Raw genomic sequence first — 26,678 nt, 5'->3', positions numbered from 1 at the left:
TAAGAGCCATTGACAGCTGTTTTTATAGGTCCAATACCGTGAGCGAGCGCCCCTTCGTATTGCCTTTCGACCCTGCCGGGATCGCCCTCGATCGCCGTCGCGGGCTCAGCCAGCAGCTATACCAGGCGCTACGTGCGCGGGTGCTGGACGGGCGCCTGAGCAGTGGCACGCGGCTACCGGCCACTCGTGACTTGGCCGCCATGCTGGCGCTGTCACGCAACAGCGTGGTGCGGGCTTATGACCAGCTATATGCCGAGGGCTACATCGAAAGCCGGGTAGGCGACGGCACCTATGTCAGCCAGTTACCGAAACTCTCCACTGCAAAACTATCCACACAAGTATCCACAGGGTTATCCCAGTGGTTATCAACAGACTTATCCACATTTTCCTCGGAAAATACTGAGGATTTATCCAGCAGGCGCTGTTCCAGCGAGCCTTTGGAGCGCCTGAAAAGTAACCATCTTCAGCCCCCGAGAAGCGGTGCCCCGCGTGCTTTTCGTGTCGGTATTCCGGCGTTCGATCTGTTCCCGTTTGACGTCTGGGCCAAGCTGCAGGCGGGTTTCTGGCGCAACCCGGCTCCGGCGCAATTGGGTTATGGTGACCCGGCAGGCGAGCCGTTGTTGCGCGAACTGATCGCGGCCTACCTGCGTCGCTCCCGTGGGCTGAGTTGTACGGCTGAACAAATTGTGATCACCAGTGGTGCGCAGCAGGCCATCAGCCTTTGTGCACAGTTGCTGTTGCAGCCCGGCGACGGTGTGGCTGTGGAAAACCCGGGTTACCGCGCAGCCGGGCATGCCTTTGCGCTGGCCGGTGGCAGGTTGTGTGGCGTGCCGGTGGACGAGGATGGCATGGACTGTCACCGGCTCGGGCAACTGATGGATTGCCGGCTGGCCTATGTCACGCCAGCTCACCAGTACCCGACCGGGGTGACCATGAGCCTGGCGCGCCGCCTGGAGCTACTGGCCTGGGCCGAGCACAGCGATGGCTGGATCATCGAAGACGACTACGACGGCGAGTACCGTTACAGCGGTGCGCCCTTGGCCCCGCTTGCGGCGCTCGATCGGCACGGACGGGTGCTGTACGTCGGAACCTTCGGCAAGATCGCCTTTCCGGCGTTGCGCCTGGGCTACCTGGTATTGCCGCCGCAACTGGCACAGGCGTTCAGCCAGGCCAGGGCGTTGGCGGTGCGGCATTCGGAGGTCAGCAGCCAGTGCGTGATGGCCGAGTTCATGGCCCGGGGGCACTTCCAGCGGCATATCCGGCGCATGCGCAAGGCGGCGTTGAGCCGGCGCAATGTGCTGAAGGCTGGCTGGCCTGTGGATATTCCGGGTTTGGGCGGCATGCCGGAGGTGGCGGCCGGGCTGCATGTGAAGGTCGATGTGGATAACTTTGCGCGGGAGCAGGAGCTGGTGGCCAAGGCTGAAGCGGTGGGGGTGGAAGTGACGCCGCTGAGCAATTTCTGGCTGGTGGACAGCGAGCAGCCTGTGGATAAGCGCGCGGGGCTGGTGCTGGGGTTTGCTGCGGTGCCGGAGGGGGAGATTGCCGAGGCTTTGATGCGCTTGCGCAAGGCCTGGAGGAAGTGAATAGGGCCCCTGTGCGGCCCGATCGCCGGCAAGGCTCCCACAGGTACTGCATCTGCTTCGAAACAGTGGAGCTCCTGTGGGAGCTGGCTTGCCGGCGATTGGGCTGCAAAGCAGCCCCCGGCTCTAAATCAGGTACCGGACTTGATCCGCGTCCAAGCCCTGGTCCGAGCCCGCTCGGCATCCCGCGCCAGGGGCTTGAGGGTATAAAGCTTGGCCATCGCCTCCGCTGTCGGATACAGGTTGGGGTTGTTGCGAATCGCCGGGCTCACCTTGTCGGTCGCATCCTTGTTCGGGTTCGGGTACCCGACAAAGTCACTGATCGGCGCAATCACTTCGGGCCGCAGCAGGTAGTTGATGAACGCGTGGGCATCTTCCGGGTTGGCCGCGTTCTTCGGAATCGCCAGCATGTCGAACCAGATCGGTGCACCTTCCTTGGGTAGGCGCATGTCCACCACCACGCCATTCTTGGCCTCGACGGCGTGGTTGGCAGCCTGCGAGAAGCTGCCGCTGTAGCCCACTGCCACGCAGATATCGCCGTTGGCGATGTCGGCCATGTATTTCGAGGAATGGAAGTAGGTGATGTGCGGGCGAATCTTCAACATCAGCGCTTCGGCTTTCTTGTAATCAGCCGGTTTGTCGCTGTTCGGTGGCAAGCCCAGGTACTGCAACGCCAGCGGCATGATCTCCGACGGCGAGTCGAGCAGGGCCACGCCGCACTGCTTGAGCTTGGCGATGTTCTCTTCCTTGAAGATCAGGTCCCAGCTGTCCACCGGCGCGTTGTCGCCGAGCGCAGCCTTGACCTTGGCCGGGTTGAAGCCGATCAGCACGGTGCCGTACATGTAGGGCACGGCAAATTTGTTGCCGGGGTCGTTGGCCTCGATCAGCTTCATCAGTGCCGGGTCCAGGTGCTGCCAGTTCGGCAGCTTGCTGCGGTCCAGCGGCTGAAACACTCCCGCTTCGATCTGCTTGGCGAGGAACACGTTGGACGGCACTACCACGTCATACCCGGAGTTGCCGGTCAGCAGCTTGGCTTCCAGCGCCTCGTTGGTGTCGAAGATGTCGTAGACCAGCTTCACACCGCTTTCTTTCTGGAACTCGGTGAGGGTTTGCGGCGTGATGTAGTCGAACCAGTTGTACACCCGCAGGGTGCGCTGTTCGGCCTGGGCGTGCAGGGCACAGGAGAACAGGGTAGCGGCGATGAACGGGGCGAGCAGACGCTTGAGTCGGACCATTACCGGGCTCCTGGCTGGGCGTGCTGAAAGCCTTCCAGCACATTGACCGCGTTGATACCGATTTCTTCCACAGCGTAGCCGCCTTCCATCACGAACAGGGTCGGCTTGCCGAGCTGGGCGATGCGCTTGCCCATTTCCAGGTAGTCCGGGCTATCCAGCTTGAATTGCGAGATCGGGTCGTCCTTGAAAGTATCCACGCCCAGCGAGATCACCAGCACATCGGCGTCATAGGCAGCGATGCGCTGGCAGGCGTCCTCCAGGGCAGCGCTCCAGGCGGCCCAGTCGCTCCCGGCCGGCAGTGGGTAGTTGATGTTGCAGCCTTCACCGGCACCCTCGCCGGTTTCATCGGCATGGCCGAGGAAAAACGGGAACTCATCGCGCGGGTCGCCATGGATCGAGGCGAAGAACACATCGTTGCGGTTGTAGAAGATGTCCTGGGTGCCGTTGCCGTGGTGGTAGTCGACGTCGAGGATGGCGACCTTGCGCCGGCCCTGGTCGAGGAAGGCCTGGGCGGCGATAGCGGCGTTGTTCAGGTAGCAATAGCCACCCATGACTTCGCCGGCGGCATGGTGCCCTGGCGGGCGACACAGGGCGAAGGCGGAATGTGCGCCTTGCTGGATCGCCGCCTGGGCGGTCAGGGCGACCTGGGCAGCGCTGTAGGCGGCCTGCCAGGTGCCGGCGGTGATCGGTGCACCGGCATCGAAGCTGTAGTAGCCCAGCTCACCATGCAGGCCGGTGGGTTTTACCTGGCGCAGGGTGCGTGCGGGCCAGGTGAACGGCAGCAGGTCGCCTTCCTGGCCCAGTGCGGCCCAGCGCGCCCAGGCGCCTTCGAAGAAATCCAGGTAGCCGGCGCTGTGGATGCGCAGCAACGGTGCGCGGCCGAAGTCGCTGGGGCCCTGGATGTCGCCAAGGTTGCGCTTCTTTACCTGGTCGAGCACATGGTCGGCGCGTGACGGCATTTCGAAACACGGCATCAGCTTGCCGTCGATCAGCTCGCAGCGGCCGTGGTGCAGGCGGTGGTCATCGGAATAGATCGTCAGCATTGTTGTTCTCCGGTGGGTACTGGCGTGGGCCCATTTTCATGGGCGGGCCAGTGGGGGAGAACGACGCAAGTGGCCAAAAGGGGATCGATGTGGCCAAGCTCATTGGCTGAATTTGTTGGTGGCCTGTACTGGCCCCTTCGCGGGTGAACCCGCTCCCACAAGTACAGTGTTGCACTTGAGTGTGTGCAATCCCTGTGGGAACGGGTTCACCCGCGAAAGGGCCGGTACAGGTCAACCGCGAAAGTGGCTGGGCGCTACACCGCTCCAACGCTGGAAGGCATGCCGAAAACTGGCGGTCTCGCTGAACCCCAGGCACTCGGCAATCCGATAAATCGGCATTTGCTCATCAGCCAGCAACTGCTTGGCCCGCTCGAACCTCAGTTCATCCAGCAGCTGTTGATAACTGCTGCCCAGCGCCTGCAAATGCCGGCGCAGAGTGCGCGATGAGCAGTTCATCTGCCGCGCCAGCCCTTCCAGCCCGGGCGCTGCATCCAGTTGCTGGGCCAGCAGTTGGCGAATCCTCCCCAGCCAAGCCTGGCGGCCAGTGAACTCCAGGTTCAGGCGCCGGCAGCGTTCGCTCATGGCCTTGTGGGTAATCGGGTCTGCCAGCGGCAGTGGCGTGTCCAGCCAGCGCCGTTCGAAGGCAAAGGCATTGTCCTCGTCGTCGAAACCGACCGGGCACTGGAATGCCCCGGCATAGAGTGCGTGGTAGCCGGGCCGTGGGTGTTCGAAACGGGCTGCCAGCAGGGGCAGCGGGCGGCCAAGCAGGTCGTCGCAGATCACCTTCAGCGACACCAGACAGAACTCGGCGTTGAAGGCGGTCAGCGTCGGGCTGTCGTGGTAGTCGCTGGCGCTGAACCAGACGCGCTGGCCGTCGTCGAGCAAACGCAGCTTGAAGACTGTTCCCAGCAGTGCCGGATACTGCAGTGCCAGGCGCAAGGCGTCACCCAAAGTGGCACTGGAGAGCAGGGCGTAACCGAGCATGCCGTAGCACGACACATGCATGCGCCGGCCCAGTTCCAGGCCGATATCCTCGCGTCGGGCAACGGCGTTGGCGCACACCTGCAGTTCCTGCTGGGTGGTGATGCGTGCGTCGGCATGGCCCAGGTCTGCCGGGCCGATGCCGCTGCCGGCCAGCAGCGCCGACGCCTCGCAACCATCTGCCTGGAAGACGTTGAGGATCAGCGAAACCGCGTTGAGGGTGGTCAGGTGGCTGTGCAGCATGCTGGGTAATCCCGTTGGGCTGGGACGCATTATGGAGCAAGTTGTGTGCCGGAGTACGGAGGGCCAGGCAAGCCGCGGTCCCTGTAGGAGCGGCCTTGCGTCGCGATGGGCTGCAACGCAGCCCCAAAATCCTCAGGCAAAAAAAAGGCCCGAAGCATAGGCTCGGGCCTTGGAAAGGTTGAGAGGTGTCTAGTCCCTCGACCTGGTGAGACTGTTTACAGCGGCCTGGTTACGCCTTCAGCGGAACCAGACGTGGAGCGATCATGTTTTCCGGACGCAGGATGTCGTCGAGCATCGCGTCGTCCAGCAGCTTCTCTTCGCGCACCAGTTCCAGTACGCCGCGGCCGGTTTCCAGGGCAACGCGGGCGATACGGGTGGCGTTTTCGTAGCCGATGTACGGGTTCAGGGCGGTTACCAGGCCGATCGAGTGCTCGACCAGTTCGCGGCAGCGCTGTTCGTTGGCGGTGATGCCGACGATGCAGTGCTCGCGCAGCATGTCCATGGCGCGTTGCAGCAGGCGGATCGAGTCGAAGATCTTGTAGGCGATCAGCGGCTCCATAACGTTCAACTGCAGCTGGCCACCTTCGGCGGCGACGGTCAGGGCCAGGTCGTTGCCCATGATGGCGAAGGCCACCTGGTTGACGGCTTCCGGGATAACCGGGTTGACCTTGCCTGGCATGATCGAGCTGCCTGGCTGACGCGCTGGCAGGTTGATCTCGTTGATGCCGGTGCGCGGGCCGCTGGACAGCAGGCGCAGGTCGTTGCAGATCTTCGACAGCTTGACGGCGGTACGCTTGAGCATGCCGGAGAACAGCACGAAGGCGCCCATGTCAGAGGTGGCTTCGATCAGGTCGGCAGCCGGTACCAGCGGTTGGCCGCTGATGGCAGCCAGACGCTGCACGGCCAGGGCCTGGTAGCCAGGGTCGGCGTTGATGCCGGTGCCGATGGCGGTACCACCCAGGTTGATTTCGGTCAGCAGTTCCGGAGCCAGCGAGCGCAGGCGCTGCAGGTCTTCGGTCATGGTGGTGGCGAAGGCGCGGAATTCCTGGCCCAGGGTCATCGGTACGGCGTCCTGCAGCTGGGTACGGCCCATCTTCAGGACGTGGTCGAACTCTTTACCCTTGGCAGCAAAGGCCTGGATCAGGCTGTCGAGGCTGGCCAGCAGGGCGTCATGGCCCAGCAGCAGGCCCAGACGGATGGCCGTCGGGTAGGCGTCGTTGGTCGACTGCGCCATGTTCACATCGTTGTTCGGGTGCAGGTACTGGTACTCACCCTTCTGGTGGCCCATGGCCTCCAGCGCGACGTTGGCGATGACTTCGTTGGCGTTCATGTTGGTAGAAGTACCAGCACCGCCCTGGATCATGTCCACCACGAACTGGTCGTGGTAATCGCCTTTGATCAGGCGGGCGCAGGCTGCGGTGATGGCAGCGTGCTTGGCATCGCTCAGGTGACCTAGCTCACGGTTGGCGTCGGCAGCAGCCTGCTTGACCATGGCCAGGGCCACGACCAGCTTCGGGTAGTGCGACAGCGGAACACCGGAGAGGTGGAAGTTGTTGGCAGCGCGCAGGGTCTGGATGCCGTAGTAGGCATCTGCAGGAACTTCAAGGGTACCCAACAAATCTTTTTCGACGCGGAACGATGCAGCGGAGGACATGATGTATATCATCTCGATTTTGACCCGGCACATGCCGGAATGGCGCCAATCCTAGGCCTGAAGGTGATTTTGCGGCCAATGCTGTTGCACGCTAACCTATGCACAAACGGCATAGTGTTTCATGTGACGCCAATTGACATTCGAGCGTGTTCCATTTTGGTGCACGCCAGGAGATGTGCTTCGTGAACCTTGAAAGCAAATGGCTGGAAGACTTTAGCGCGCTGGCCGCCACCCGCAGTTTTTCCCAGGCGGCAGAGCGGCGTTTCGTCACCCAACCGGCCTTCAGCCGGCGCATTCGCAGCCTGGAAGCAGCCTTGGGCCTGCAATTGGTGAATCGTTCCCGCACGCCTATAGAGCTGACAGAGGCCGGCCAGCTGTTTCTCGTCACGGCACGCACTGTTGTCGACCAGTTGAGCGAAATTCTCCGCCACTTGCATCATCTGGAAGGCGGGCAGGGTGAAGTGGTGCAAGTGGCTGCGGCACATTCCCTGGCATCGGGCTTTTTCCCGCGTTGGGTGGCCCAGTTGCGCAACGACGGGTTGAACATCGCCACCCGCCTGGTTGCGACCAACGTCGGAGATGCCGTGCATGCATTACGCGAAGGTGGCTGCGACCTGATGCTGGCCTTCTATGACCCGGATGCCGCTCTGCAGATGGATGCCGAAATCTTTCCGTCGCTGCACATGGGCACCACTGAGATGTTGCCGGTATGCGCCGTGGATGCTGACGGCAAGCCGTTGTTCGACCTGGAAGGCGAGGGCAGCGTGCCGCTGCTGGCCTATACCGCAGGCGCATTCCTCGGTCGCTCGGTCAACTTGCTGCTGCGTCAGCGCAACCTGCGCTATACCACCGTCTATGAAACCGCCATGGCCGACAGTCTGAAGAGCATGGCGCTGGAGGGCATGGGCATCGCTTGGGTGCCGCGCCTGTCGATGCGTGGCGAACTGGAACGGGGCGAGCTGGCGATCTGCGGCGGCAGCCAGTGGCACGTGCCACTGGAAATCCGCCTGTACCGCTGCGCTCTGGTGCGCAAGGCCAATGTAAGGCTGTTATGGCGCAAGCTCGAGGGGGCGGCGATGGTTGACCCAAAAGTCAGTCAAAGCCCCGAAAAATAAGGGGCGACAGTTGGTCGCCGGGGTGCCTTAAACGCACCACCTTACGGTATACTGCGCAGCCTTTCGACCGGATGCGTCCGGTCCTGATCAGCAAACAAGCCACGCCGGTCGTCCCGCGTGGCTTGTTGTTTTTTGACGCGCCCAAGGGCGCACAAGCGAAGAGGCTCGACGATGAGTGCACTGGTTGGCGTGATCATGGGCTCCAAGTCCGATTGGTCCACCCTTAGCCACACCGCCGATATGCTGGAAAAACTCGGCATTCCCTACGAGGTGAAGGTGGTTTCCGCCCACCGTACGCCGGATCTGCTGTTCCAGTATGCCGAGGAGGCTGAGGGCCGTGGCATCGAGGTGATCATCGCCGGTGCCGGTGGCGCAGCCCACCTGCCAGGCATGTGCGCCGCCAAGACTCACCTGCCGGTGCTGGGCGTGCCCGTGCAATCGTCGATGCTGTCGGGTGTCGATTCGCTGCTGTCGATCGTGCAGATGCCGGCCGGCGTGCCGGTTGCCACCCTGGCCATCGGTCGTGCCGGTGCGGTCAACGCCGCGCTGCTGTCGGCCAGCATCCTCGGCGCCAAGTACCCGCAGTACCACGCGGCGCTCAAGCAGTTCCGCACGGAGCAGACCGACACCGTGCTGGACAACCCAGACCCGCGCCAGGCTTGAGGCTCAACCCATGAAGATCGGTGTAATCGGTGGCGGCCAGCTGGGCCGCATGCTGGCCCTGGCGGGAACCCCGCTGGGCATGAACTTCGCCTTCCTCGACCCGGCGCCGGACGCCTGTGCTGCACCGCTGGGCGAGCACCTGCGTGCTGACTACGGCGACCAGGATCACCTGCGCCAGCTGGCTGACGAAGTCGACCTGGTCACCTTCGAGTTCGAAAGCGTCCCGGCCGAGACCGTGGCCTTCCTCTCGCAGTTCGTGCCGGTGTACCCCAGCGCCGAAGCGCTGCGCATCGCCCGTGACCGCCTGTTCGAGAAGAGCATGTTCCGCGACCTGGGTATTCCTACCCCTGCTTTTGCCGACATCCTCTCGCAGGCCGACCTGGATGCCGCGGTGGCCAGTATCGGCCTGCCGGCTGTGCTGAAAACCCGCACCCTGGGTTACGACGGCAAGGGTCAGAAGGTGCTGCGTACACCTGAGGACGTGGTCGGTACCTTTGCCGAGCTGGGCAGCGTACCTTGCCTGCTGGAAGGCTTCGTGCCGTTCACCGGCGAAGTGTCGCTGGTGGCCGTGCGTGCCCGTGATGGCGAAACTCGCTTCTACCCGCTGGTGCACAACACCCACGAAAGCGGCATCCTGCGCCTGTCGGTCGCCAGCCAGGCGCACCCGCTGCAGGCCCTGGCCGAAGACTACGTGGGCCGTGTGCTCAAGCAACTGGACTATGTGGGCGTGATGGCCTTCGAGTTCTTCGAAGTCGACGGCGGCCTGAAGGCCAACGAGATCGCCCCGCGCGTGCACAACTCCGGGCACTGGACCATCGAAGGCGCCGAGTGCAGCCAGTTCGAGAACCACCTGCGTGCCGTCGCCGGCCTGCCGCTGGGCTCGACTGCCAAGGTCGGCGAGAGCGCGATGCTCAACTTCATCGGTGAAGTGCCGGCGGTGGACAAGGTGGTTGCCATCGGTGACTGCCACCTGCACCACTACGGCAAGGCCTTCAAGGTCGGGCGCAAGGTTGGCCACGCCACCCTGCGCTGCCACGACATGGCCACCCTCGAGCGCAAGATTGCCGAAGTAGAAGCCCTGATCGGCAACTGATCGAACTTCTACCAGCGGCTTGCCCTCTGAAATGGCAACGAGCCAAAGCGCTGTCTAGGCTTTGGCTTGTTCCATCTTCACTGCAGAGGGATTGCCATGGGTATCATCGGAACCATCTTCCTCGGCCTTATCGTCGGCCTGCTGGCCCGCTTCATCAAGCCGGGCGACGACAGCATGGGCTGGATAATGACCATCTTGCTGGGGATTGCCGGCTCGCTGCTCGCCACCTACGGCGGCCAGGCGCTGGGTATCTACCAGGCCGGGCAGGCTGCTGGTTTCCTTGGCGCGCTGATCGGCGCGGTGATCCTGTTGGTAATCTACGGATTCATCAAGAAACGCTGAATACTGGTTAGAATGCACGGCAATTCATTCGAGTTGCCGAGCATTTTCATGCGTGCCTTTTTCCTCGCCCCACTGTTGTTGGCCAGCGCCCTTGCCCATGCCGAACTGCCTGAAACCGACTGGCTGGAGCTGATGCCCAAGTCGGACCAGCAGGCGCTCGAGCAAATGCCTGATATCGACCACAACTCGCCGGAAGCCATGGGCACCTTTACCGACAAGGGCGGCCTGAAGCAGAGCAAGGGCCTGCCGGCGGTGATGTACTCGACCAAGACCGTGGCGGCCATGAATGGCAAGGATATTCGCCTGGGCGGCTACCCGGTGCCTCTGGAGAGCGATGCCAAGGGTAACAGCACGTTGTTCTTCCTGGTTCCTTACCCGGGCGCGTGCATTCATGTGCCGCCACCACCACCGAACCAGCTGGTGCTGGTGCGCTACCCGAAAGGTCTGAAGATCGATGATATCTACACACCACTGTGGGTCAGCGGCAAGCTGAAGGTGGAGAAGGTGAGCAATGACCTGGCCGATGCGGCCTATGCGCTGGATGCCGAGAAGGTGAGGGTGGTGGAGGATGCAGACCTCTGATTGCCTGCACCGGCCCCTTCGCGGGTAAACCCGCTCCCACAGGGTCTCCACAATATTCAAGGTTGTGGAGGCCCTGTGGGAGCGGGTTTACCCGCGAAGGGGCCTGAACAGGCCCTGCAAAACTCAGATCATTTCACAGCCAATCCTGACCCCCAGCGAGCTGCTGCCCCCAGGTTTCAATTCCACCAGGTCATCCCACACATTTGCCGTCTCGATGCAAAGCATCCGCTGCCACCCATCGTCGGCCATGTCCGGCAGTTCCCTGGCCCGTTCAGTCCATGGGTTCCAGATCACTGCCGAGCGCGACCCGCTGCTGGTCAAGGTAATGCGCCGCTCCCAATGCGGGTCGACGATGCTAAGGGTTTGCGGGGTCGCCAGGTAGATCCGGTCAGTCTCCCCGGCAAACGCCAGCGGCCCCTGTTGCTGGCGCTGCTCCCAGTCAGCCAGGGTCTCGATATAGCTCAGCCCCTCCACCCCTTCGACCCGCGCCTGGCGCACATCACTGACCGCGAAGTAACTGTGCAGAGCCTGGCTGATGGTGACGGGGGTATTGCCCATGTTGCGGCTGGTCAGGTTCAGCTGCAGGTCCTCGCCCAGCTTCACTACCAGCTTCAGCTCGACATCATGAGGCCAGCCAGGCAGGTCACCCTGCGCTTCCGGCAGTTCGAATTCGATGCGCAGGCCTTCGCCCGCTTCCTCGATACCCAGCAATTGCCAGTCGCGCGCGCGCGCCAGGCCGTGGGCGGGTGGCTGTTCGCCATGGTACATGGCCTGCACGGCCTGTGGGTTGCGCTGCAGGTTGCCGAACCACGGCCAGCACACCGGCACACCGGCGCGTACCGACTTGCCCTGACGGAAGATGGCCTGGTCGCTCAGCCACAGCAGCGGTGGCTGGCCAACGCGCTGGTAGCTGAGGATCTGCGCGCCCTGCTGGGCGATCAGTAGTTCGGCTCGGTCGCTGCTGATACGCCAGCAGTTGAGTTCGCCATGTTGCTCGGTTACGACCTGGAAGGTAGCCATTGCATTCATCTCATTGATTGCCAGTGGGCCTTGGACCCGGGCACATGCAATGAGTTTACCGCCGGCTTGGCTCAGCGACGAGGTACGGAGCGGGTGCGGCCACTGCCGTCGATGGCGACGAAGACGAAGACTGCTTCGGTGACCTTGCGCCATTCGCTGGACAGCGGGTCGTCGCTCCACACTTCGACCATCATCTGAATCGAGCTGCGGCCGATTTCCAGGGTCTGGGTATAGAACGACAGCTGCGCCCCGACGGCGACCGGGACCAGAAAGGCCATGCGGTCGATGGCTACGGTGGCCACGCGGCCGCCGGCGACACGGCTGGCCATGGCGGTACCGGCCAGGTCCATCTGGGCGACCAGCCAGCCGCCGAAGATGTCGCCAAAACCGTTGGTCTCGCGCGGCAATGCGGTGATCTGCAAGGCAAGGTCACCTTGCGGGATAGGATCTTCTTGTTCGAGCTCAATCATGCGATGGGGCCTCTGACCCGTGACGCTTTCGTTGATGTGGCGCAAAGGCCGGGTAAACGATTCAGCTTGAAACATACTACGCCGATTTCGTTTCACTGAGCGGCCGTAGGGAAACTCTGCGAAACCGCCTGACATAATGACCGGCGTTTTCGCACAACATCCCACGCTAGCAGCAACCATTTCCTACGAACTGCCAGTATATAGAGCATAACGGCCAGCGACGACCGCGCATTCATGAATATGTGTAGGGATTTTGTATCGCTTCCGGCGCAGCTCAGCAATTTGCTATCTTCGCCTGTCTCCCAATCCAGAAGCCGCGTGCCAAGCGGCCTGAATGCCTACAAAGAGAACAATCAGCGATGACTTCCGTGCCGAGCAGTATCGAGCAGCCCTCGCGGCCGCTGACCCGCAGTGACTACAAGACCCTTTCACTGTCCGCCCTGGGCGGCGCGCTGGAGTTCTACGACTTCATCATCTTCGTGTTCTTCGCCACGGTGGTCGGCAAGCTGTTCTTCCCCGCCGACATGCCCGAATGGCTGCGCCTGATGCAAACCTTCGGCATTTTTGCCGCCGGCTACCTGGCGCGGCCGCTGGGCGGCATCATCATGGCCCACTTCGGTGACCTGCTCGGGCGCAAGAAGATGTTCACCCTGAGCATCTTCATGATGGCCCTGCCAACGCTGATCATGGGCCTGCTGCCCACCTATGCACAGATCGGCATGTGGGCACCGATCCTGTTGCTGCTGATGCGCGTGATCCAGGGCGCGGCCATCGGTGGCGAGGTACCGGGCGCCTGGGTGTTCGTGTCCGAGCACGTGCCAGAGCGCAACACCGGCTATGCCTGTGGCACCCTCACCGCAGGCCTGACCGCGGGCATCCTGCTCGGATCGCTGGTGGCGACCCTGATCAACAGCGTCTACAGCGCACAGGAAGTGGCTGATTACGCGTGGCGTATCCCGTTCCTGCTTGGCGGTGTGTTCGGCCTGTTTTCGGTGTACCTGCGCCGCTGGCTGCACGAAACCCCGGTGTTCGCCGAGATGCAGCAGCGCAAGGCGCTGGCCGAAGAGCTGCCGTTGCGCGCGGTGCTGCGTGACCATCGTGGCGCGATCATCCTGTCGATGCTGCTGACCTGGATGCTGTCGGCCGCCATCGTGGTACTCATCCTGATGACCCCGGCGCTGCTGCAGAGCATCTACCACATCAGCCCCACCGACTCGCTCAAGGCCAACAGCCTTGCCATCGTGCTGCTCAGCTTCGGCTGCATCGGCGCTGGCAGCCTGGCCGATCGTTTTGGCGCGGGCCGGGTGTTCGTGATCGGTAGCCTGTTGCTGCTGGCGACTTCCTGGACCTTCTACCACAGCCTGCCTGCGCGACCCGAGCTGCTGTTCCCGCTGTATGCGGTGACCGGCCTGTGCGTGGGAGTCATCGGTGCGGTGCCTTATGTGATGGTCAAGGCATTCCCTGCGGTGGTGCGCTTCAGTGGGCTGTCGTTCTCGTACAACGTGGCCTACGCGATCTTCGGCGGGCTGACGCCGATGGTGGTGACTGCGCTGCTGAAAGTGAGCCCAATGGCACCTGCCTACTATGTGGCGGGGTTGTGTGCCGTTGGTCTGGTCGTGGGCGTGTACCTCCTGGCCAACAAGCGTTAAGGCTGCTGCCTCTTCGCGGCTAAAGCCGCTCCCACAGGAATCGCATCGGTTCCAAGGCAATGCCGCACCCGTTGGAGCGGCTTTAACCGCGAAGAGGCCAGACCTGCTTTTGATGATGGCCTTTCATCCAATTGTCATATTCGAGTCATATCGTATTCATGCGGCCTGCAGATACTTGGGCCCGTTCCATCCAACACCCCAATATTCCTGCTAGGAGCAAGGCATGAAACTGAAGCGTTTGATGGCGGCCCTCACCTTTGCCGCCGCTGGCGTTGCAACCGCCAACGCGGTAGCCGCTGTCGATCCTGCGATCCCGACCTACACCAAGACCACCGGTGTTTCGGGCAACCTCTCCAGCGTCGGTTCGGACACCCTCGCCAACCTGATGACTCTGTGGGCCGAGGCCTACAAGAAGGAATATCCGAACGTAAACATCCAGATCCAGGCTGCCGGCTCCTCCACCGCGCCACCCGCGCTGACCGAAGGCACCGCCAACCTCGGCCCGATGAGCCGCAAGATGAAGGACGTCGAGCTGCAGGCCTTCGAGCAGAAGTACGGCTACAAACCGACCGCCATCCCGGTCGCCGTAGACGCCCTGGCTGTGTTCGTGCACAAAGACAACCCGATCAAAGGCCTGACCATGGCCCAGGTCGACGCCATCTTCTCTTCCACCCGCCTGTGCGGTGGCAAGGCCGACGTCAAGACCTGGGGTGACCTGGGCGTGACCGGCGACCTGGCCAACAAGCCAGTACAGTTGTTCGGCCGGAACTCGGTATCCGGCACCTACGGCTACTTCAAGGAAGAAGCCCTGTGCAAAGGCGACTTCAAGCCTAACGTCAACGAACAACCTGGCTCGGCTTCGGTCGTGCAGTCGATCAGCTCCTCGCTGAACGGCATCGGTTACTCGGGCATAGGTTACAAGACCGCCAGCGTCAAGACCGTTGCCCTGGCCAAAAAGGAAGGTGGCGAGTTCGTTGAAGACAACGAAGCCAACGCCCTGAACGGCACCTATCCGCTGTCGCGCTTCCTGTACGTTTACGTCAACAAGGCCCCGAACAAGCCTCTGGCCCCGCTGGAAGCCGAGTTCGTCAAGCTGGTGCTGTCGCAAGCCGGCCAGCAGGTCGTGGTGAAGGATGGCTACATCCCGCTGCCGGCCAAAGTCGTCGACAAGACGCTGGCTGACCTGGGTCTGTCCCACGCAGGTAACGTTGCAAAAAAGTAAGTAACTGAGGGGAGGCCGGTGCTGATGCCCGGCTTCCTCCACGAATTTCCAGTCCGAAGCCAGGTTTCCTGTGCGGCGGGCTTTCGTGCGTCATCACTTTGTAATGTTTTTGTCACACGGGACCGCTAGGGTGTGCGCATGAATGATCTGGCCAACTCCAACATGACCCAAAACTCCCAGCCCGTGCGGATTGATTTCAATACGCCGGAGTTGCAACGCAAGCGCCGCATGCGCGCGCTCAAGGACCGCCTGACCCGCTGGTATGTACTGGTGGGCGGGCTTGCCGTATTGGCGGCGATCACCCTGATCTTCTTCTATCTGGCCTATGTGGTGCTGCCGCTGTTCCAGGGCGCCGAGCTGACCAGCAAGAAAGCCCTGGAGCCGACCTGGCTGCAACAGGATGCCGGCAAGCCGCTGATGATCGCGCTTGAAGAGCAGAACCTGGTGGGCATGCGCGTTTCGGACAAGGGCCAGGCACTGTTCTTCGATACCAAGACTGGTAACGAGCTAAAGCGTGTCGACCTGCCACTGCCGGCAGGCACCCAGGTCACTTCGATCAGTGCCGACCAGCCGGGCAGTCCACTGGTGGTGCTGGGCTTGTCCAATGGCCAGGCGCTGGTGTTCCACCACACTTACAAGATCACCTACCCGGACAACAAGAAAACCATCGCCCCCGACATCGACTACCCGTACGGCGAGCAGCCGTTCGTGCTCGACGAGCAGGGGCGTGCCCTGGAACATGTCAGCGTCAACGTCAATGGCGACACCCTGCTGATGGCCGGTTCCACCGGCGCGCATCTGCAGGTGGTCGAGCTGACCCGCACCGAAAACATGATGACCGAAGAGGTCACCACCGAGCAGAACCGCATCGAACTGCCGCAGATGACCGAAACGGTGAAGAACATCTTCATCGACCCTCGTCAGCATTGGCTGTACGTGATCAACGGTCGCGCCACCGCGGACGTGTTCAACCTGCGCGACAAGAGCCTGAACGGCCGCTACAAGCTTTCTGATAGCGCCGACACCGAAATTACCGCCACTGCCCAGTTGGTCGGCGGCATCTCGCTGATCATCGGCGATTCCAAGGGCGGCCTGGCCCAGTGGTTCATGGCCCGTGACCCGGATGGCGAATCGCGCTTCAAGCTGATCCGCACCTTCCAGATGGGCAAGGCAGCGGTCGTGCAGATTGACGCCGAAGAGCGCCGCAAGGGCTTCGTCGCCCTCGACGCCGCAGGCGAGCTGGGCGTGTTCCACAGCACCGCACACCGTACCTTGCTGGTCGAGCCGGCCGCCGAAGGCCCTGGCATCCTGGCCCTGTCGCCACGTGCCAACCGAATCATCATCGAAGAAGGCGGCAAGCTGCTGCCGCTGAGCCTGCGCAACCCGCACCCGGAAATTTCCTTCAGCGCGCTGTGGGGCAAGGTGTGGTACGAGAACTACGACGAGCCGAAATACGTCTGGCAATCGACCGCATCGAACACCGACTTCGAGCCCAAGCTGAGCCTGTCGCCGCTGACCTTCGGTACCCTGAAGGCCGCGTTCTACGCCATGATCCTGGCGGCCCCGCTGGCGATTGCCGCGGCCATCTACACCGCCTATTTCATGGCCCCGGGCATGCGCCGCAAGGTCAAGCCGGTGATCGAACTGATGGAAGCGATGCCGACGGTGATCCTCGGCTTCTTCGCCGGTCTGTTCCTCGCCCCGTACCTGGAAGGCCACCTGCCGGGCGTGTTCAGCCTGTTCCTGCTGATGCCGCTCGGTATCCTGCTGGCCGGCTTCGCCTGGACCCGCCTGCCCGAGTCGATTCGCCTGCGTATCCCGGATGGCTGGGAGGCGGCGATCCTGATCCCGGTCATCCTGTTCACCGGCTGGTTCGCCCTGACCATGAGCCCGCACCTCGAAAGCTGGTTCTTCGGCGGCGACATGCGCCTGTGGATCACCAATGACCTGGGGATAACCTACGACCAGCGCAACGCCCTGGTCGTGGGTATCGCCATGGGCTTCGCGGTCATCCCGAACATCTACTCCATCGCCGAAGACGCCGTGTTCAGCGTACCGCGCAGCCTTACCTTGGGTTCCCTGGCCTTGGGGGCGACGCCCTGGCAGACCCTGACCCGCGTGGTCATCCTCACCGCCAGCCCGGGTATCTTCTCGGCGCTGATGATCGGCATGGGCCGTGCGGTGGGCGAGACCATGATCGTGCTTATGGCCACCGGCAACACCCCGGTGATGGAGTTGAACCTGTTCGAGGGCATGCGCACCCTGGCCGCCAACGTGGCCGTGGAAATGCCGGAATCGGAAGTCGGCGGCAGCCACTATCGCGTGCTGTTCCTGGCCGCGCTGGTGCTGCTGATGTTCACCTTCATCATGAACACCTTGGCCGAGCTGATTCGCCAGCGTCTGCGCAAGAAATACTCGTCGCTTTGATAGAAAGGTAGAGATCCGTGAAAAAGGATTCCCTCAAAGGCTGGTTCAAGAGCGGCGCCCCAGGCGTCTGGATGAGCGGCGGCGCGGTGGCCATGGCAGTGATCATGACCGTTGGCCTGCTGGCGGTAATTGCCGTGCGCGGCCTGGGCCACTTCTGGCCGGCCGATCTTGTCCAGGCCACCTACAAGGTGCCGGGCCAGGCCGACCACGTCGTCATTGGCGAAGTGGTGCAAAAGGAAGAAGTACCTCGTGCCCGCCTGAAGGGCGCCGGCCTGCCAGTGCCTGATCAAGGCCCGGAGTTCATGACCCGTGAGCTGATCAAGGTGGGCAACCGCGACCTCAACGGCAGCGACTTCACCTGGGTGGTCGGCGACTGGCTGGTCGACGAAAAGCACCCGACCGACCTGATCGCCCTGGAGCGCCGCGAGTGGGGCAACTTCTACGGCTACCTGGTCAGCGTCAAGGAAGAAGGCCGCGTGGTCGCCGAAGGTGCTGCCGCCTGGACCGAACTGCAGGCCCGCCTCAAGCGTGCCAACCAGCTCAACAGTGAGCTGCAAAGCCTCGAAAAGAAAGACATCGGTGCCATCAATCATGGCCTCGAGCGCCTGCGCCTGCAGGCGCGCAAGCTGGAACTGGACGGCAAGCTGGACGCCGCCGCTCAGGCTGACATGGACGCCGAACGCGCCGAGCTGAACAGCCGCTACAAGGCCATTGAAGACCGCCTGACCGGCCTGCACCAGGCCTTCGCCCGCGACAGCCTGGTGGCCCGCGATGGCAACGGCCGTGAAGTGGAAATCAACCTCAGCAAGGTGGTGCACGCCATCCAGCCGAACGCCATGTCGGGGTTCACCAAGCTGGGTACCTACTTCACCAAGGTCTGGGAGTTCCTAAGCGACGATCCGCGTGAAGCCAACACCGAGGGCGGTATCTTCCCGGCCATCTTCGGTACCGTGATGATGACCCTGATCATGGCTGTTATCGTCACCCCGTTCGGTGTACTGGCTGCCGTGTACCTGCGCGAATACGCCAGACAGGGCCCGGTGACCCGCCTGATCCGCATCGCGGTGAACAACCTGGCCGGTGTACCGGCGATCGTCTACGGCGTGTTCGGCCTGGGCTTCTTCGTCTATGTGCTGGGTGGCTCGATCGACCGCCTGTTCTTCCCTGAAGCGCTGCCGGCTCCAACCCTGGGTACTCCTGGCCTGCTGTGGGCATCGCTGACCCTGGCGCTGCTGGCCGTGCCGGTGGTGATCGTGGCAACCGAGGAAGGCCTGGCGCGTATCCCGCGTACCGTGCGCGAAGGCTCGCTGGCCCTGGGCGCGACCAAAGCCGAAACCCTGTGGAAGATCGTTCTGCCGATGGCCAGCCCGGCGATGATGACCGGCATGATCCTCGCCGTGGCCCGCGCTGCCGGTGAAGTGGCACCGCTGATGCTGGTAGGTGTGGTGAAGCTGGCCCCGTCGCTGCCGGTGGACGGGAACTACCCGTACCTGCACCTGGACCAGAAGATCATGCACCTGGGCTTCCACATCTATGACGTCGGCTTCCAGAGCCCCAACGTCGAAGCCGCGCGGCCGTTGGTATACGCCACCGCGTTGCTGCTGGTGCTGGTGATCGCGGCCCTCAATCTCTCGGCCGTGTGGATCCGCAACCACTTGCGCGAGAAGTACAAGGCTCTCGACAGTTGATCCTGATTGCAAGCGTGCCGCCCGTGAGCCGGGTGGCCCTTTGAAACGAATTGTTAGCGTATGGAGTTGACCATGCAGCAAGAATCCCATGCCCACGGCATCGACATGTCTGCCCTGGGCCGCGACAAGCAGAGCCTGCGCCTGGCCGAAGAAACCGTAGCCATCGAAGTGCCGGGCCTGAGCCTGTTCTACGGCGACAAACAAGCGCTGTTCGATGTGCAGATGAACATCCCCAAGCAGCGTGTGACCGCCTTCATCGGACCGTCCGGCTGCGGCAAGTCGACCCTGCTGCGCACCTTCAACCGCATGAACGACCTGGTTGACGGCTGCCGCGTGGAGGGCGCCATCAACCTGTACGGCAACAATATCTACCGCAAGGGCGAGGATGTGGCCGAGCTGCGCCGCCGTGTGGGCATGGTGTTCCAGAAGCCCAACCCGTTCCCCAAGACCATTTACGAAAACGTGGTATACGGCCTGCGCATCCAAGGCATCAACAAGAAGCGCGTGCTGGACGAAGCGGTCGAGTGGGCGCTGAAGGGCGCGGCCCTGTGGGACGAGGTCAAGGACCGCCTGCACGACTCGGCACTGGGCCTGTCCGGTGGCCAGCAGCAGCGTCTGGTCATTGCCCGCACCATCGCCGTGGAGCCGGAAGTGCTGCTGCTCGACGAGCCGTGCTCGGCACTGGACCCGATCTCGACCCTGAAAGTCGAGGAACTGATCTACGAACTGAAATCCAAGTACACCATCGTCATCGTGACCCACAACATGCAGCAGGCGGCCCGTGTTTCGGACTACACCGCATTCATGTACATGGGCAAACTGGTCGAATTCGGGGATACCGACACCCTGTTCACCAACCCGGCGAAGAAACAGACCGAAGACTACATCACCGGTCGCTACGGCTAAGCCTGGCCAGCCAGGGCACGACACGAACTACTTGAAGCTTGCAGCTTCTTCGCGGAGCGAACGATGATCAACAAAGAAAGCCTTACGCATCACATTTCCCAGCAGTTCAACGCCGAGCTCGAAGAGGTGCGTAGCCACCTGCTGGCCATGGGCGGCCTGGTCGAAAAGCAGGTCAACGACGCAGTCACTGCGCTGATCGAAGCCGACTCGGGCCTGGCCCAGCAAGTGCGCGAAGTCGACGAGCAGATCAACCAGATGGAGCGCAACATCGACGAGGAGTGCCTGCGCATCCTCGCCCGTCGTCAGCCGGCGGCCTCCGACCTGCGCCTGATCATCAGCATCTCCAAGTCGGTGATCGACCTGGAGCGCATCGGTGACGAGTCGACCAAGATCGCCCGTCGCGCCATCCAGCTGTGCGAGGAAGGCGAGTCGCCGCGCGGCTATGTCGAGGTGCGTCACATCGGCGATCAGGTGCGCAACATGGTCCGCGACGCGTTGGACGCCTTTGCCCGCTTCGACGCCGACCTGGCGCTGTCGGTGGCCCAGTACGACAAGACCATCGACCGTGAATACAAGACCGCCCTGCGTGAGCTGGTGACCTACATGATGGAAGACCCGCGCTCGATCTCGCGGGTACTGAGCGTGATCTGGGTGCTGCGTTCACTGGAGCGTATCGGCGACCATGCGCGCAACATCTCCGAGCTGGTGATCTACCTGGTGCGCGGCACAGACGTGCGTCACATGGGCCTCAAGCGCATGACGGCAGAAGTGCAGGGCACTGCTGTTTCCGACGGCGAAAACGCTAATGTTCCGGCCGAACCTGACGATAAGTAAGGTTGCTCCCGAGCATCGACGCCCGGCCTTGGCCGGGCGTTTTCGTTTGCGGTCGAGGAGCCGGCAGGCACCCGCGAACGATGTGAAGAAGTCCCGGCGTGACCAGGTTGTAGCAAGTGGCCATTATTCGGCGGTAGGCTAGTCGGGATTCAGAAGGAGTATCGATGAGTAAAGTGAATGTGCTGGTCGTGGATGACGCCCCGTTTATCCGTGACCTGGTCCGCAAATGCCTGCGCAATGCCTTCCCGGGCATGACCATCGACGACGCCGTCAACGGTCGCAAGGCCATGGCCATGCTGGGCAAGGAAGCGTTCGACCTGGTCCTGTGCGACTGGGAAATGCCGGAAATGTCCGGTCTGGAGCTGCTCACCTGGTGCCGCCAGCAGCCGGAGTTGAAGAGCCTGCAGTTCATCATGGTGACCAGCCGAGGCGACAAGGAAAACGTCATCCAGGCGATTCAGGCGGGCGTTTCCGATTTTGTCGGCAAGCCGTTCACCAACGAGCAATTGCTGACCAAGGTGAAAAAGGCCCTGACCAAGATCGGTAAGCTCGACAGCCTGATGGCCAGCGGTCCGGCACGGGTCAACTCGGCGTTCGCCAATGACTCGCTGAATGCGCTGACAGCCGGCAAGCCTGAAGCGGTGAAAGTCACGGCTCCAGCGCCGGCGCCTGCACCCGCCAGGCCAGTGGCCAGTGCCCCCCGGCCCGCCGCTCCAGCGCCGACCGGCCGTGGCCAGGGCCAGTTGCGGCTGGCCGGCGGCATGCAGCCGTGCGTGATCAAGGCGCTGAGCTTGAAAGAGGCCTTGCTGGTGGTGCGCCGTGGCGAAGCGCTGCCCCAGGTGCTGGAAGGCGCGGTGCTGGACCTGGAGCAGGGCGACAACGCCGAAGTCGCGCGGCTGAACGGCTACCTGCATGCCGTAGCGGCACTGGAACCCAAACCCGACAGTGACTGGTTGCAACTGACCTTCAAGTTCGTCGACCAGGATGCCCAGAAGCTCGACTACCTGTCGCGGCTGATTGCCCGCGGGACGGCGCAGAAGCATTTCACCCCCGGCGCCTGACCGCAGCCTCACACCGCACTTTTTGTAGGAGCAGCACAAGGCTGCTCCTACAAAAACGCTGCGCAACCCAGGGCCATCCGACCAACTGTCATACCCGCCACAAAACCCCCTGCTAGGCTTCGACAAATCATAACTGTCAAAAAGCCACTATCATGCCCGCCCGCCTGCTGCTGTTCTGTGCATTGCTCATGGCCTCGGCGTCGAGCCTGGGCATGACCATCTACGAGATCACCGATGACGGCCGTGTGACCTCCTATTCCGATCGGCCCGGCCCCGGTGCCAAAACCTTTGTGCGGCGCGTGCCCATGGTCGAGGTGCCCGAAGGCCAGGTGCTGCTGAACGCGATAACCTTCAACGGCGGCGTGAGCTTTTCGGCCCGCAACCAGATGCATGTGCCGGTGGAGGTGGAACTGCGCCTGGACAACCTGGTGAACGCTCAAGGTGGCAATGCCCCGCGTACCGTGCGCCGGGTACTGCCGCCGCGCACCACGCAAATGCTAAGCGTGCTCAGGGGGCGGCCCGGGATGCTGCTGAACTACCGCTCGACCCTGCTGCAGGCCATGGGCGACCCGGGCAAGCGGCCCCAAGGCTTCCGCTATGCATTCCCCTGGATCGGCGGGCCGTTCCGCGTGACCCAGGGCCCCAATGGCCGGATCAGCCATTTTGGGCCCAAAGGGCGTTATGCCATGGATATCGCCATGCCCGAGGGCACCACAATCGTTGCGGCGCGGGAAGGGGTGGTGGTGAAGACGGAGAACAGCCAGAGCGGGCGCGGCCCCAACCCGTCGGGCAATTTCGTCAGGATCCTGCACCCGGACGGCACCATGGGCGTATACCTGCACCTGATGCGCGGTTCGGTGGTGGTGGCGGAGGGGCAACGGGTGCGGCAGGGGCAGATGCTGGCCAAGTCGGGCAATACCGGCAACAGCACCGGGCCGCACCTGCATTTCGTGGTGCAGCGCAATGTGGGGTTGGCGCTGGAGTCGATACCTTATCGGTTCGACAGGCCGATTAGCGGGTTGCCTGACTTCACTGCGGGTAACCCTTGATCCGTGCCGGCTTCTTCGCGGGCTCGCCCGCTCCCACAGGTAATCTGAAAGGCCCGGCCTTTGGCGATCCTGTGGGAGCGGGCGAGCCCGCGAATGACCCTCAATCCAGCTTGAGCACCTTGGCCAACACGATCTTCGGCCCTTTCATCTTCTTGATGATGATGCGCAGCCCTTCGACCTCCAGCACTTCCTCTTCTTCAGGCACGCGCTTGAGCGTCTCGTAGACCAGCCCGGCCAGGGTTTCTGCCTCGATGTGGTCAAGGTCGACGCCCAGCAGACGTTCGACCTTGAACAGCGGCGTGTCGCCGCGCACCAGCAGCTTGCCCGGCTGGTAGGCAAGGATGCCGCGCTCGGTCTTGCGGTGTTCGTCCTGGATGTCGCCTACCAGCACTTCCAGCACGTCTTCCATGGTCAGGTAGCCAATCACCTTGCCATCGGCTTCCTCCACCAGTACGAAGTGCGCACCGCCCTTGCGGAACTGCTCCAGCAACTGCGCCAGCGGCATGTGCCGTGACACGCGCTCCAGTGGCCGAGCCAGGTCGTCGAGGTCGATGGTTTCGGGCAGGTGCTCGAGTTCGGCCAGCTCCAGCAGCAGGTCCTTGATGTGCAGCAGGCCGGTGAACTCCTCACGCTCGGCGTCGTACACCGGGTAGCGGCTGAATTTGTGACGGCGCACCAGGGCCAGGATCTGCTTCAACGGCGCATGGGCATCGATGCTGACCATGTCCTCGCGCGAGTTGGCCCAGTCGACTACTTCCAACTCGCCCATTTCCACGGCCGAGGCCAGCACGCGCATGCCTTGGTCGCTCGGGTCCTGGCCACGGCTGGAGTGCAGGATCAGCTTGAGCTCTTCACGGCTGTAGTGGTGCTCGTGGTGTGGGCCGGGCTCGCCCTGGCCGGCAATGCGCAGGATGGTGTTGGCGCTGGCATTGAGCAGGTAGATGGCCGGGTACATCACCCAGTAGAACAGGTACAGCGGCACGGCGGTCCACAGCGACAGCAGTTCGGGCTTGCGGATGGCCCAGGACTTGGGCGCCAGCTCGCCGACCACGATATGCAGGTACGAGATGACGAAGAAGGCGACGAAGAACGAGATGGCCTTGATCAGCTCGGGCGTGTCCACGCCCAGGTAGGCCAGCAGCGGCTCGAGCAGGTGGGCGAACGCCGGTTCACCGACCCAGCCCAGGCCCAGCGAGGCGAGGGTGATGCCCAGCTGGCAGGCCGACAGGTAGGCGTCGAGCTGGTTGTGTACCTTGCGCAGGATGCTGCCACGCCAGCCATGCAGCTCGGCGATGGACTCGACGCGGGTGGCGCGCAGCTTGACCATGGCGAACTCGGCGGCAACAAAGAAGCCGTTGAGCAGCACAAGAAGCAAGGCAAAGATGATCATGCCGAAATCGGCGAATAACGAGGTGAGGCTGATACCAGGGGAAGGGTCCATGATGGAGTTTTTACGGGGTCCGTCTTCGAGATAGAGAGAAAAAAAGTGCCAGCTCTTGCTGGCACAGGGGGTCCAATGTAGCGGCTGGGGCCGTAAAAGCAAAGGGTGGCGGACTTATTGCGGTCCTTGTGGGAGAGGGCGTGCCCGCGAAGGGCTGCGCAGCAGCCCCGATCTCAAGCCTTGCCGTTAGCCAATTGTGCCGGCGCGAAGTGACAGGTAAAGGTACTGCCATGCCCCGGCACGCTGCTGATCTCCAGCTTGCCGCGGTGGCGCATCAGCACATGTTTGACGATCGCCAGCCCCAGCCCGGTGCCACCGGTATTCGAGGCACGGCTGGAGTCGACCCGGTAGAAGCGCTCGGTCAGGCGTGGCAGGTGCTTGGCATCGATGCCCACCCCCGAGTCCTGCACCGACAGGTGCGCGCCCTGAGCATCGGCCCACCAGCGAATACGGATGCTGCCTTCGTCCTGGGTGTACTTGACCGCGTTGAACACCAGGTTGGAAAAAGCACTGCGCAGCTCCGACTCGCTGCCTTTCAGCTGTACGCCGGGTGCGGCTTCCAGGGTAATGCGCTGGTTGCGGGGCCCGGACAGCGCCTGGGCGTCGTTCTTGATCGCGGCGAGCAAGGCATCGACCGCCACTGGCTGGTTGTCCGACGGGTAGTCGGTGGCCTCCAGCTTGGCCAGCAGCAGCAGGTCGTTTAGCAGCGTCTGCATGCGCGAACCTTGCTGGCTCATCTGCTGCAGGGCTCGGCTCCAGCGCGGGTTCACGTCTTCGACGTTGTCCAGCAAGGTTTCCAGATACCCGGTGATCACCGTCAGTGGTGTGCGCAGCTCGTGGGATACGTTGGCGACGAAGTCCTTGCGCATCTGCTCCAGCTGGTGGATGCGGGTAACATCGCGCACCAGCATCAGGTGCTCGTTGTTGCCATAGCGGGTGATGTGCAGCTGTACGCGCATGCGGTCGTTGATCGGCGAGGGGATTTCCAGCGGCTCAAGGTAGTTCCCTGCCTCGAAATATTCCTTGAAGCGCGGGTGGCGCACCAGGTTGGTCACCTGCTGGCCGCCGTCCTGTGGGGTCTTGAAGCCCAAGAGGGTTTCGGCGGCGCGGTTCCACCATTCCAGGTTGCCGTCGCTGTCCAGCATGATCACCGCGTCACGCAGCGCGGCGGTAGACTCCTGCACCCGGTCGATCACCGCCTGCAGGCGGCCGCGCACGCGCTGGTCGCGGCGTTGCAGGTGGTAGATGCTGTCGAACACCTCGCCCCACAGGCCGTAGCCATCGGGCGGTGCTTCGTCGGGTTGGTGGTTGCGCAGCCAGTCATGCAGGCGCAGCAGTTGCTTGAGGGTCCAGCCCAGGTAGAGCGCCAGGCCGATGGCCAGGCTCCAGCCATAGTAGCCGCTGACCAGCCCGCCGATCAGGCAGACGGTTATCAGCAGCAGCAGGTGGCGAATCAGGGTCGCGTGCCAGTTCTGGTTCAATTGACGGTCCTTGTACAACGACGTGCAGCTTGGCGCTTTTCAGCTCGATCAGCTCTTGGTCGAGAAGCGGTAGCCGGTGCCCCGGACGGTTTGTACCAGATTTTCATAGGCTTCACCCAGCGCCTTGCGCAGGCGGCGGATGTGTACGTCGACGGTGCGCTCTTCGACATAGACGTTACCGCCCCACACCTGGTCCAGCAGCTGGCCACGGGTGTAGGCGCGCTCCTGGTGGGTCATGAAGAACTGCAGCAGGCGGTATTCGGTAGGGCCCATTTCGGCTGGCTTGCCGTCGATGGTCACGCGGTGGCTGATCGGGTCGAGCAGCAGGCCGCCGACTTCGATCGGTGCCTCGCTATCGCTTGGGCCGGTGCGGCGCAGAACGGCTTTCAAACGGGCGACCAGTTCACGCGGCGAGAACGGCTTGGTGATGTAGTCGTCGGCCCCCACTTCCAGCCCTTGGATCTTGTTGTCCTCTTCACCCTTGGCGGTGAGCATGATGATCGGGATGTCGCCGGTCAACTCGTCGCGCTTGAGGCGGCGGGCCAACTCGATGCCAGAGGTGCCCGGCAGCATCCAGTCGAGCAGGATCAGGTCCGGTTTGCGGTCGACGATGATCGCGTGGGCCTGTTGGGAGTTTTCCGCTTCCAGGCAGTCATAGCCGGCCATTTCCAGGGCAACGGCGATCATCTCGCGAATCGGTGCTTCGTCGTCGACGATCAGAATGTTCCTGCCAACCATGCTCAAAACCTCTCCTGGATACGGTGTCTTGGCCCGCATTAGATAACGGAATTATTGCAGCTGTGTGACAGGGTGTTGGCCGTTCTGGCGACATTCCATGACTGAACTAGGCTTGAAAGGGCCGTAGTTGTGGCAATCAGAACTTAAAACCCCCCGAAACA

General features: G+C 62.7%; 23 protein-coding genes. 14 read left to right on the top strand and 9 right to left on the bottom strand.

Going from position 1 to position 26,678, the window contains the following annotated elements:
• Positions 1-38 precede the first annotated feature (38 nt).
• Positions 39-1,583: a MocR-like pyridoxine biosynthesis transcription factor PdxR gene (gene pdxR / locus IRZ77_RS04510; RefSeq protein WP_196173015.1), complete on the top strand. Its 1,545-nt coding sequence runs from the start codon at positions 39-41 to the stop codon at positions 1,581-1,583.
• Between the two features lie 128 nt (positions 1,584-1,711).
• Here the strand turns inward: pdxR and IRZ77_RS04505 are convergent, their stop codons facing one another.
• The 4 genes from IRZ77_RS04505 to aspA form a co-directional block, all read right to left on the bottom strand.
• On the bottom strand, positions 1,712-2,815 hold the full coding sequence (locus tag IRZ77_RS04505) for a polyamine ABC transporter substrate-binding protein (RefSeq protein ID WP_196173013.1): 1,104 nt from the start codon (positions 2,813-2,815) through the stop codon (positions 1,712-1,714).
• Entirely contained in the window at positions 2,815-3,858 is a 1,044-nt protein-coding gene (locus IRZ77_RS04500) for a histone deacetylase family protein (RefSeq protein WP_085601087.1), read from the bottom strand. The genes IRZ77_RS04505 and IRZ77_RS04500 overlap by 1 nt, the downstream gene beginning before the upstream one ends.
• Before the next feature lie 231 nt (positions 3,859-4,089).
• A complete protein-coding gene (locus IRZ77_RS04495; protein WP_085601088.1) occupies positions 4,090-5,082 on the bottom strand; it encodes an AraC family transcriptional regulator in 993 nt (330 codons plus the stop codon).
• Between the two features lie 229 nt (positions 5,083-5,311).
• Entirely contained in the window at positions 5,312-6,736 is a 1,425-nt protein-coding gene (gene aspA / locus IRZ77_RS04490) for an aspartate ammonia-lyase (protein ID WP_003260072.1), read from the bottom strand.
• 182 nt (positions 6,737-6,918) lie between these two features.
• Between aspA and IRZ77_RS04485 the strand changes: the two genes are divergently transcribed.
• The 5 genes from IRZ77_RS04485 to IRZ77_RS04465 all read left to right on the top strand — a co-directional run bounded on the left by IRZ77_RS04485 (position 6,919) and on the right by IRZ77_RS04465 (position 10,531).
• The gene (locus IRZ77_RS04485) at positions 6,919-7,851 is read left to right on the top strand and encodes a LysR substrate-binding domain-containing protein (protein ID WP_161797629.1); all 933 of its coding nucleotides are present in this window, start codon (positions 6,919-6,921) and stop codon (positions 7,849-7,851) included.
• A gap of 171 nt (positions 7,852-8,022) precedes the next feature.
• The gene (gene purE / locus IRZ77_RS04480) at positions 8,023-8,514 is read left to right on the top strand and encodes a 5-(carboxyamino)imidazole ribonucleotide mutase (RefSeq protein ID WP_003253304.1); all 492 of its coding nucleotides are present in this window, start codon (positions 8,023-8,025) and stop codon (positions 8,512-8,514) included.
• 10 nt (positions 8,515-8,524) lie between these two features.
• On the top strand, positions 8,525-9,607 hold the full coding sequence (locus IRZ77_RS04475; protein ID WP_025341133.1) for a 5-(carboxyamino)imidazole ribonucleotide synthase: 1,083 nt from the start codon (positions 8,525-8,527) through the stop codon (positions 9,605-9,607).
• Positions 9,608-9,703: 96 nt separating this feature from the next.
• Positions 9,704-9,949 (top strand): GlsB/YeaQ/YmgE family stress response membrane protein, encoded by a 246-nt coding sequence (locus tag IRZ77_RS04470; protein ID WP_196173011.1) that lies wholly within the window; start codon positions 9,704-9,706, stop codon positions 9,947-9,949.
• A 48-nt stretch (positions 9,950-9,997) separates the two neighbouring features.
• Entirely contained in the window at positions 9,998-10,531 is a 534-nt protein-coding gene (locus IRZ77_RS04465) for a DUF3299 domain-containing protein (protein WP_178081789.1), read from the top strand.
• 123 nt (positions 10,532-10,654) lie between these two features.
• Here IRZ77_RS04465 and IRZ77_RS04460 read toward each other — a convergent pair whose 3' ends face one another.
• Both IRZ77_RS04460 and IRZ77_RS04455 read right to left on the bottom strand, forming a co-directional pair.
• Positions 10,655-11,551 carry a D-hexose-6-phosphate mutarotase gene (locus IRZ77_RS04460; protein WP_046613716.1) on the bottom strand — a complete coding sequence of 299 codons (897 nt, stop codon included), beginning with the start codon at positions 11,549-11,551 and terminating at the stop codon, positions 10,655-10,657.
• A gap of 71 nt (positions 11,552-11,622) precedes the next feature.
• Positions 11,623-12,021: an acyl-CoA thioesterase gene (locus tag IRZ77_RS04455; RefSeq protein WP_003253317.1), complete on the bottom strand. Its 399-nt coding sequence runs from the start codon at positions 12,019-12,021 to the stop codon at positions 11,623-11,625.
• A 359-nt stretch (positions 12,022-12,380) separates the two neighbouring features.
• Between IRZ77_RS04455 and IRZ77_RS04450 the strand changes: the two genes are divergently transcribed.
• The 8 genes from IRZ77_RS04450 (at position 12,381) to IRZ77_RS04415 (ending at position 22,857) form a co-directional block, all read left to right on the top strand.
• Positions 12,381-13,670, top strand: a complete 1,290-nt coding sequence (locus tag IRZ77_RS04450; protein WP_046613715.1) for an MFS transporter — start codon at positions 12,381-12,383, stop codon at positions 13,668-13,670.
• Positions 13,671-13,893: 223 nt separating this feature from the next.
• The gene (locus tag IRZ77_RS04445; RefSeq protein ID WP_013974822.1) at positions 13,894-14,892 is read left to right on the top strand and encodes a phosphate ABC transporter substrate-binding protein PstS; all 999 of its coding nucleotides are present in this window, start codon (positions 13,894-13,896) and stop codon (positions 14,890-14,892) included.
• Positions 14,893-15,030: 138 nt separating this feature from the next.
• A complete protein-coding gene (locus IRZ77_RS04440; protein WP_108480438.1) occupies positions 15,031-17,319 on the top strand; it encodes an ABC transporter permease subunit in 2,289 nt (762 codons plus the stop codon).
• Between the two features lie 71 nt (positions 17,320-17,390).
• Positions 17,391-19,007 carry a phosphate ABC transporter permease PstA gene (pstA, locus tag IRZ77_RS04435; RefSeq protein WP_153670637.1) on the top strand — a complete coding sequence of 539 codons (1,617 nt, stop codon included), beginning with the start codon at positions 17,391-17,393 and terminating at the stop codon, positions 19,005-19,007.
• Positions 19,008-19,079: 72 nt separating this feature from the next.
• The gene (gene pstB / locus IRZ77_RS04430) at positions 19,080-19,913 is read left to right on the top strand and encodes a phosphate ABC transporter ATP-binding protein PstB (protein WP_046613712.1); all 834 of its coding nucleotides are present in this window, start codon (positions 19,080-19,082) and stop codon (positions 19,911-19,913) included.
• A gap of 63 nt (positions 19,914-19,976) precedes the next feature.
• Entirely contained in the window at positions 19,977-20,747 is a 771-nt protein-coding gene (gene phoU, locus IRZ77_RS04425) for a phosphate signaling complex protein PhoU (RefSeq protein WP_013974818.1), read from the top strand.
• A 164-nt stretch (positions 20,748-20,911) separates the two neighbouring features.
• Positions 20,912-21,808, top strand: a complete 897-nt coding sequence (locus tag IRZ77_RS04420; protein ID WP_046613711.1) for a response regulator — start codon at positions 20,912-20,914, stop codon at positions 21,806-21,808.
• A 152-nt stretch (positions 21,809-21,960) separates the two neighbouring features.
• Complete coding sequence (locus IRZ77_RS04415) at positions 21,961-22,857, top strand: M23 family metallopeptidase (protein WP_046613710.1); 897 nt, start codon at positions 21,961-21,963, stop codon at positions 22,855-22,857.
• Between the two features lie 100 nt (positions 22,858-22,957).
• Here IRZ77_RS04415 and IRZ77_RS04410 read toward each other — a convergent pair whose 3' ends face one another.
• The 3 genes from IRZ77_RS04410 to phoB all read right to left on the bottom strand — a co-directional run bounded on the left by IRZ77_RS04410 (position 22,958) and on the right by phoB (position 26,517).
• Positions 22,958-24,298, bottom strand: a complete 1,341-nt coding sequence (locus tag IRZ77_RS04410) for a hemolysin family protein (protein ID WP_013974815.1) — start codon at positions 24,296-24,298, stop codon at positions 22,958-22,960.
• A 173-nt stretch (positions 24,299-24,471) separates the two neighbouring features.
• Positions 24,472-25,779: a phosphate regulon sensor histidine kinase PhoR gene (phoR, locus tag IRZ77_RS04405; protein WP_046613709.1), complete on the bottom strand. Its 1,308-nt coding sequence runs from the start codon at positions 25,777-25,779 to the stop codon at positions 24,472-24,474.
• 48 nt (positions 25,780-25,827) lie between these two features.
• Positions 25,828-26,517, bottom strand: coding sequence for a phosphate regulon transcriptional regulator PhoB (gene phoB / locus IRZ77_RS04400; protein WP_003253341.1), 690 nt, complete (start codon positions 26,515-26,517; stop codon positions 25,828-25,830).
• Positions 26,518-26,678: the final 161 nt, after the last annotated feature.

It is taken from the genome of Pseudomonas pudica (genome assembly GCF_015680405.1).
GTDB classification, from domain to species: Bacteria; Pseudomonadota; Gammaproteobacteria; order Pseudomonadales; family Pseudomonadaceae; genus Aquipseudomonas; species Aquipseudomonas pudica.
The sequence above is the reverse complement of the archived record's forward strand: the minus strand, read 5'-3'. Positions and strand labels throughout refer to the sequence as shown.

Excerpts from the sequence above, each read along its gene's own strand:
- purE (WP_003253304.1), top strand. The coding sequence starts at position 8,023 with ATGAGTGCACTGGTTGGCGTGATCATGGGCTCCAAGTCCGATTGGTCC.
- aspA (WP_003260072.1), bottom strand. The coding sequence starts at position 6,736 with ATGTCCTCCGCTGCATCGTTCCGCGTCGAAAAAGATTTGTTGGGTACC.
- phoB (WP_003253341.1), bottom strand. The coding sequence starts at position 26,517 with ATGGTTGGCAGGAACATTCTGATCGTCGACGACGAAGCACCGATTCGC.
- pstB (WP_046613712.1), top strand. The coding sequence starts at position 19,080 with ATGCAGCAAGAATCCCATGCCCACGGCATCGACATGTCTGCCCTGGGC.
- pstA (WP_153670637.1), top strand. The coding sequence starts at position 17,391 with ATGAGCGGCGGCGCGGTGGCCATGGCAGTGATCATGACCGTTGGCCTG.
- IRZ77_RS04410 (WP_013974815.1), bottom strand. The coding sequence starts at position 24,298 with ATGGACCCTTCCCCTGGTATCAGCCTCACCTCGTTATTCGCCGATTTC.
- IRZ77_RS04415 (WP_046613710.1), top strand. The coding sequence starts at position 21,961 with ATGCCCGCCCGCCTGCTGCTGTTCTGTGCATTGCTCATGGCCTCGGCG.
- IRZ77_RS04455 (WP_003253317.1), bottom strand. The coding sequence starts at position 12,021 with ATGATTGAGCTCGAACAAGAAGATCCTATCCCGCAAGGTGACCTTGCC.
- IRZ77_RS04420 (WP_046613711.1), top strand. The coding sequence starts at position 20,912 with ATGAGTAAAGTGAATGTGCTGGTCGTGGATGACGCCCCGTTTATCCGT.
- IRZ77_RS04445 (WP_013974822.1), top strand. The coding sequence starts at position 13,894 with ATGAAACTGAAGCGTTTGATGGCGGCCCTCACCTTTGCCGCCGCTGGC.
- IRZ77_RS04460 (WP_046613716.1), bottom strand. The coding sequence starts at position 11,551 with ATGGCTACCTTCCAGGTCGTAACCGAGCAACATGGCGAACTCAACTGC.
- IRZ77_RS04440 (WP_108480438.1), top strand. The coding sequence starts at position 15,031 with ATGAATGATCTGGCCAACTCCAACATGACCCAAAACTCCCAGCCCGTG.
- IRZ77_RS04465 (WP_178081789.1), top strand. The coding sequence starts at position 9,998 with ATGCGTGCCTTTTTCCTCGCCCCACTGTTGTTGGCCAGCGCCCTTGCC.
- IRZ77_RS04500 (WP_085601087.1), bottom strand. The coding sequence starts at position 3,858 with ATGCTGACGATCTATTCCGATGACCACCGCCTGCACCACGGCCGCTGC.
- IRZ77_RS04495 (WP_085601088.1), bottom strand. The coding sequence starts at position 5,082 with ATGCTGCACAGCCACCTGACCACCCTCAACGCGGTTTCGCTGATCCTC.
- phoU (WP_013974818.1), top strand. The coding sequence starts at position 19,977 with ATGATCAACAAAGAAAGCCTTACGCATCACATTTCCCAGCAGTTCAAC.
- IRZ77_RS04505 (WP_196173013.1), bottom strand. The coding sequence starts at position 2,815 with ATGGTCCGACTCAAGCGTCTGCTCGCCCCGTTCATCGCCGCTACCCTG.
- IRZ77_RS04470 (WP_196173011.1), top strand. The coding sequence starts at position 9,704 with ATGGGTATCATCGGAACCATCTTCCTCGGCCTTATCGTCGGCCTGCTG.
- IRZ77_RS04450 (WP_046613715.1), top strand. The coding sequence starts at position 12,381 with ATGACTTCCGTGCCGAGCAGTATCGAGCAGCCCTCGCGGCCGCTGACC.
- IRZ77_RS04475 (WP_025341133.1), top strand. The coding sequence starts at position 8,525 with ATGAAGATCGGTGTAATCGGTGGCGGCCAGCTGGGCCGCATGCTGGCC.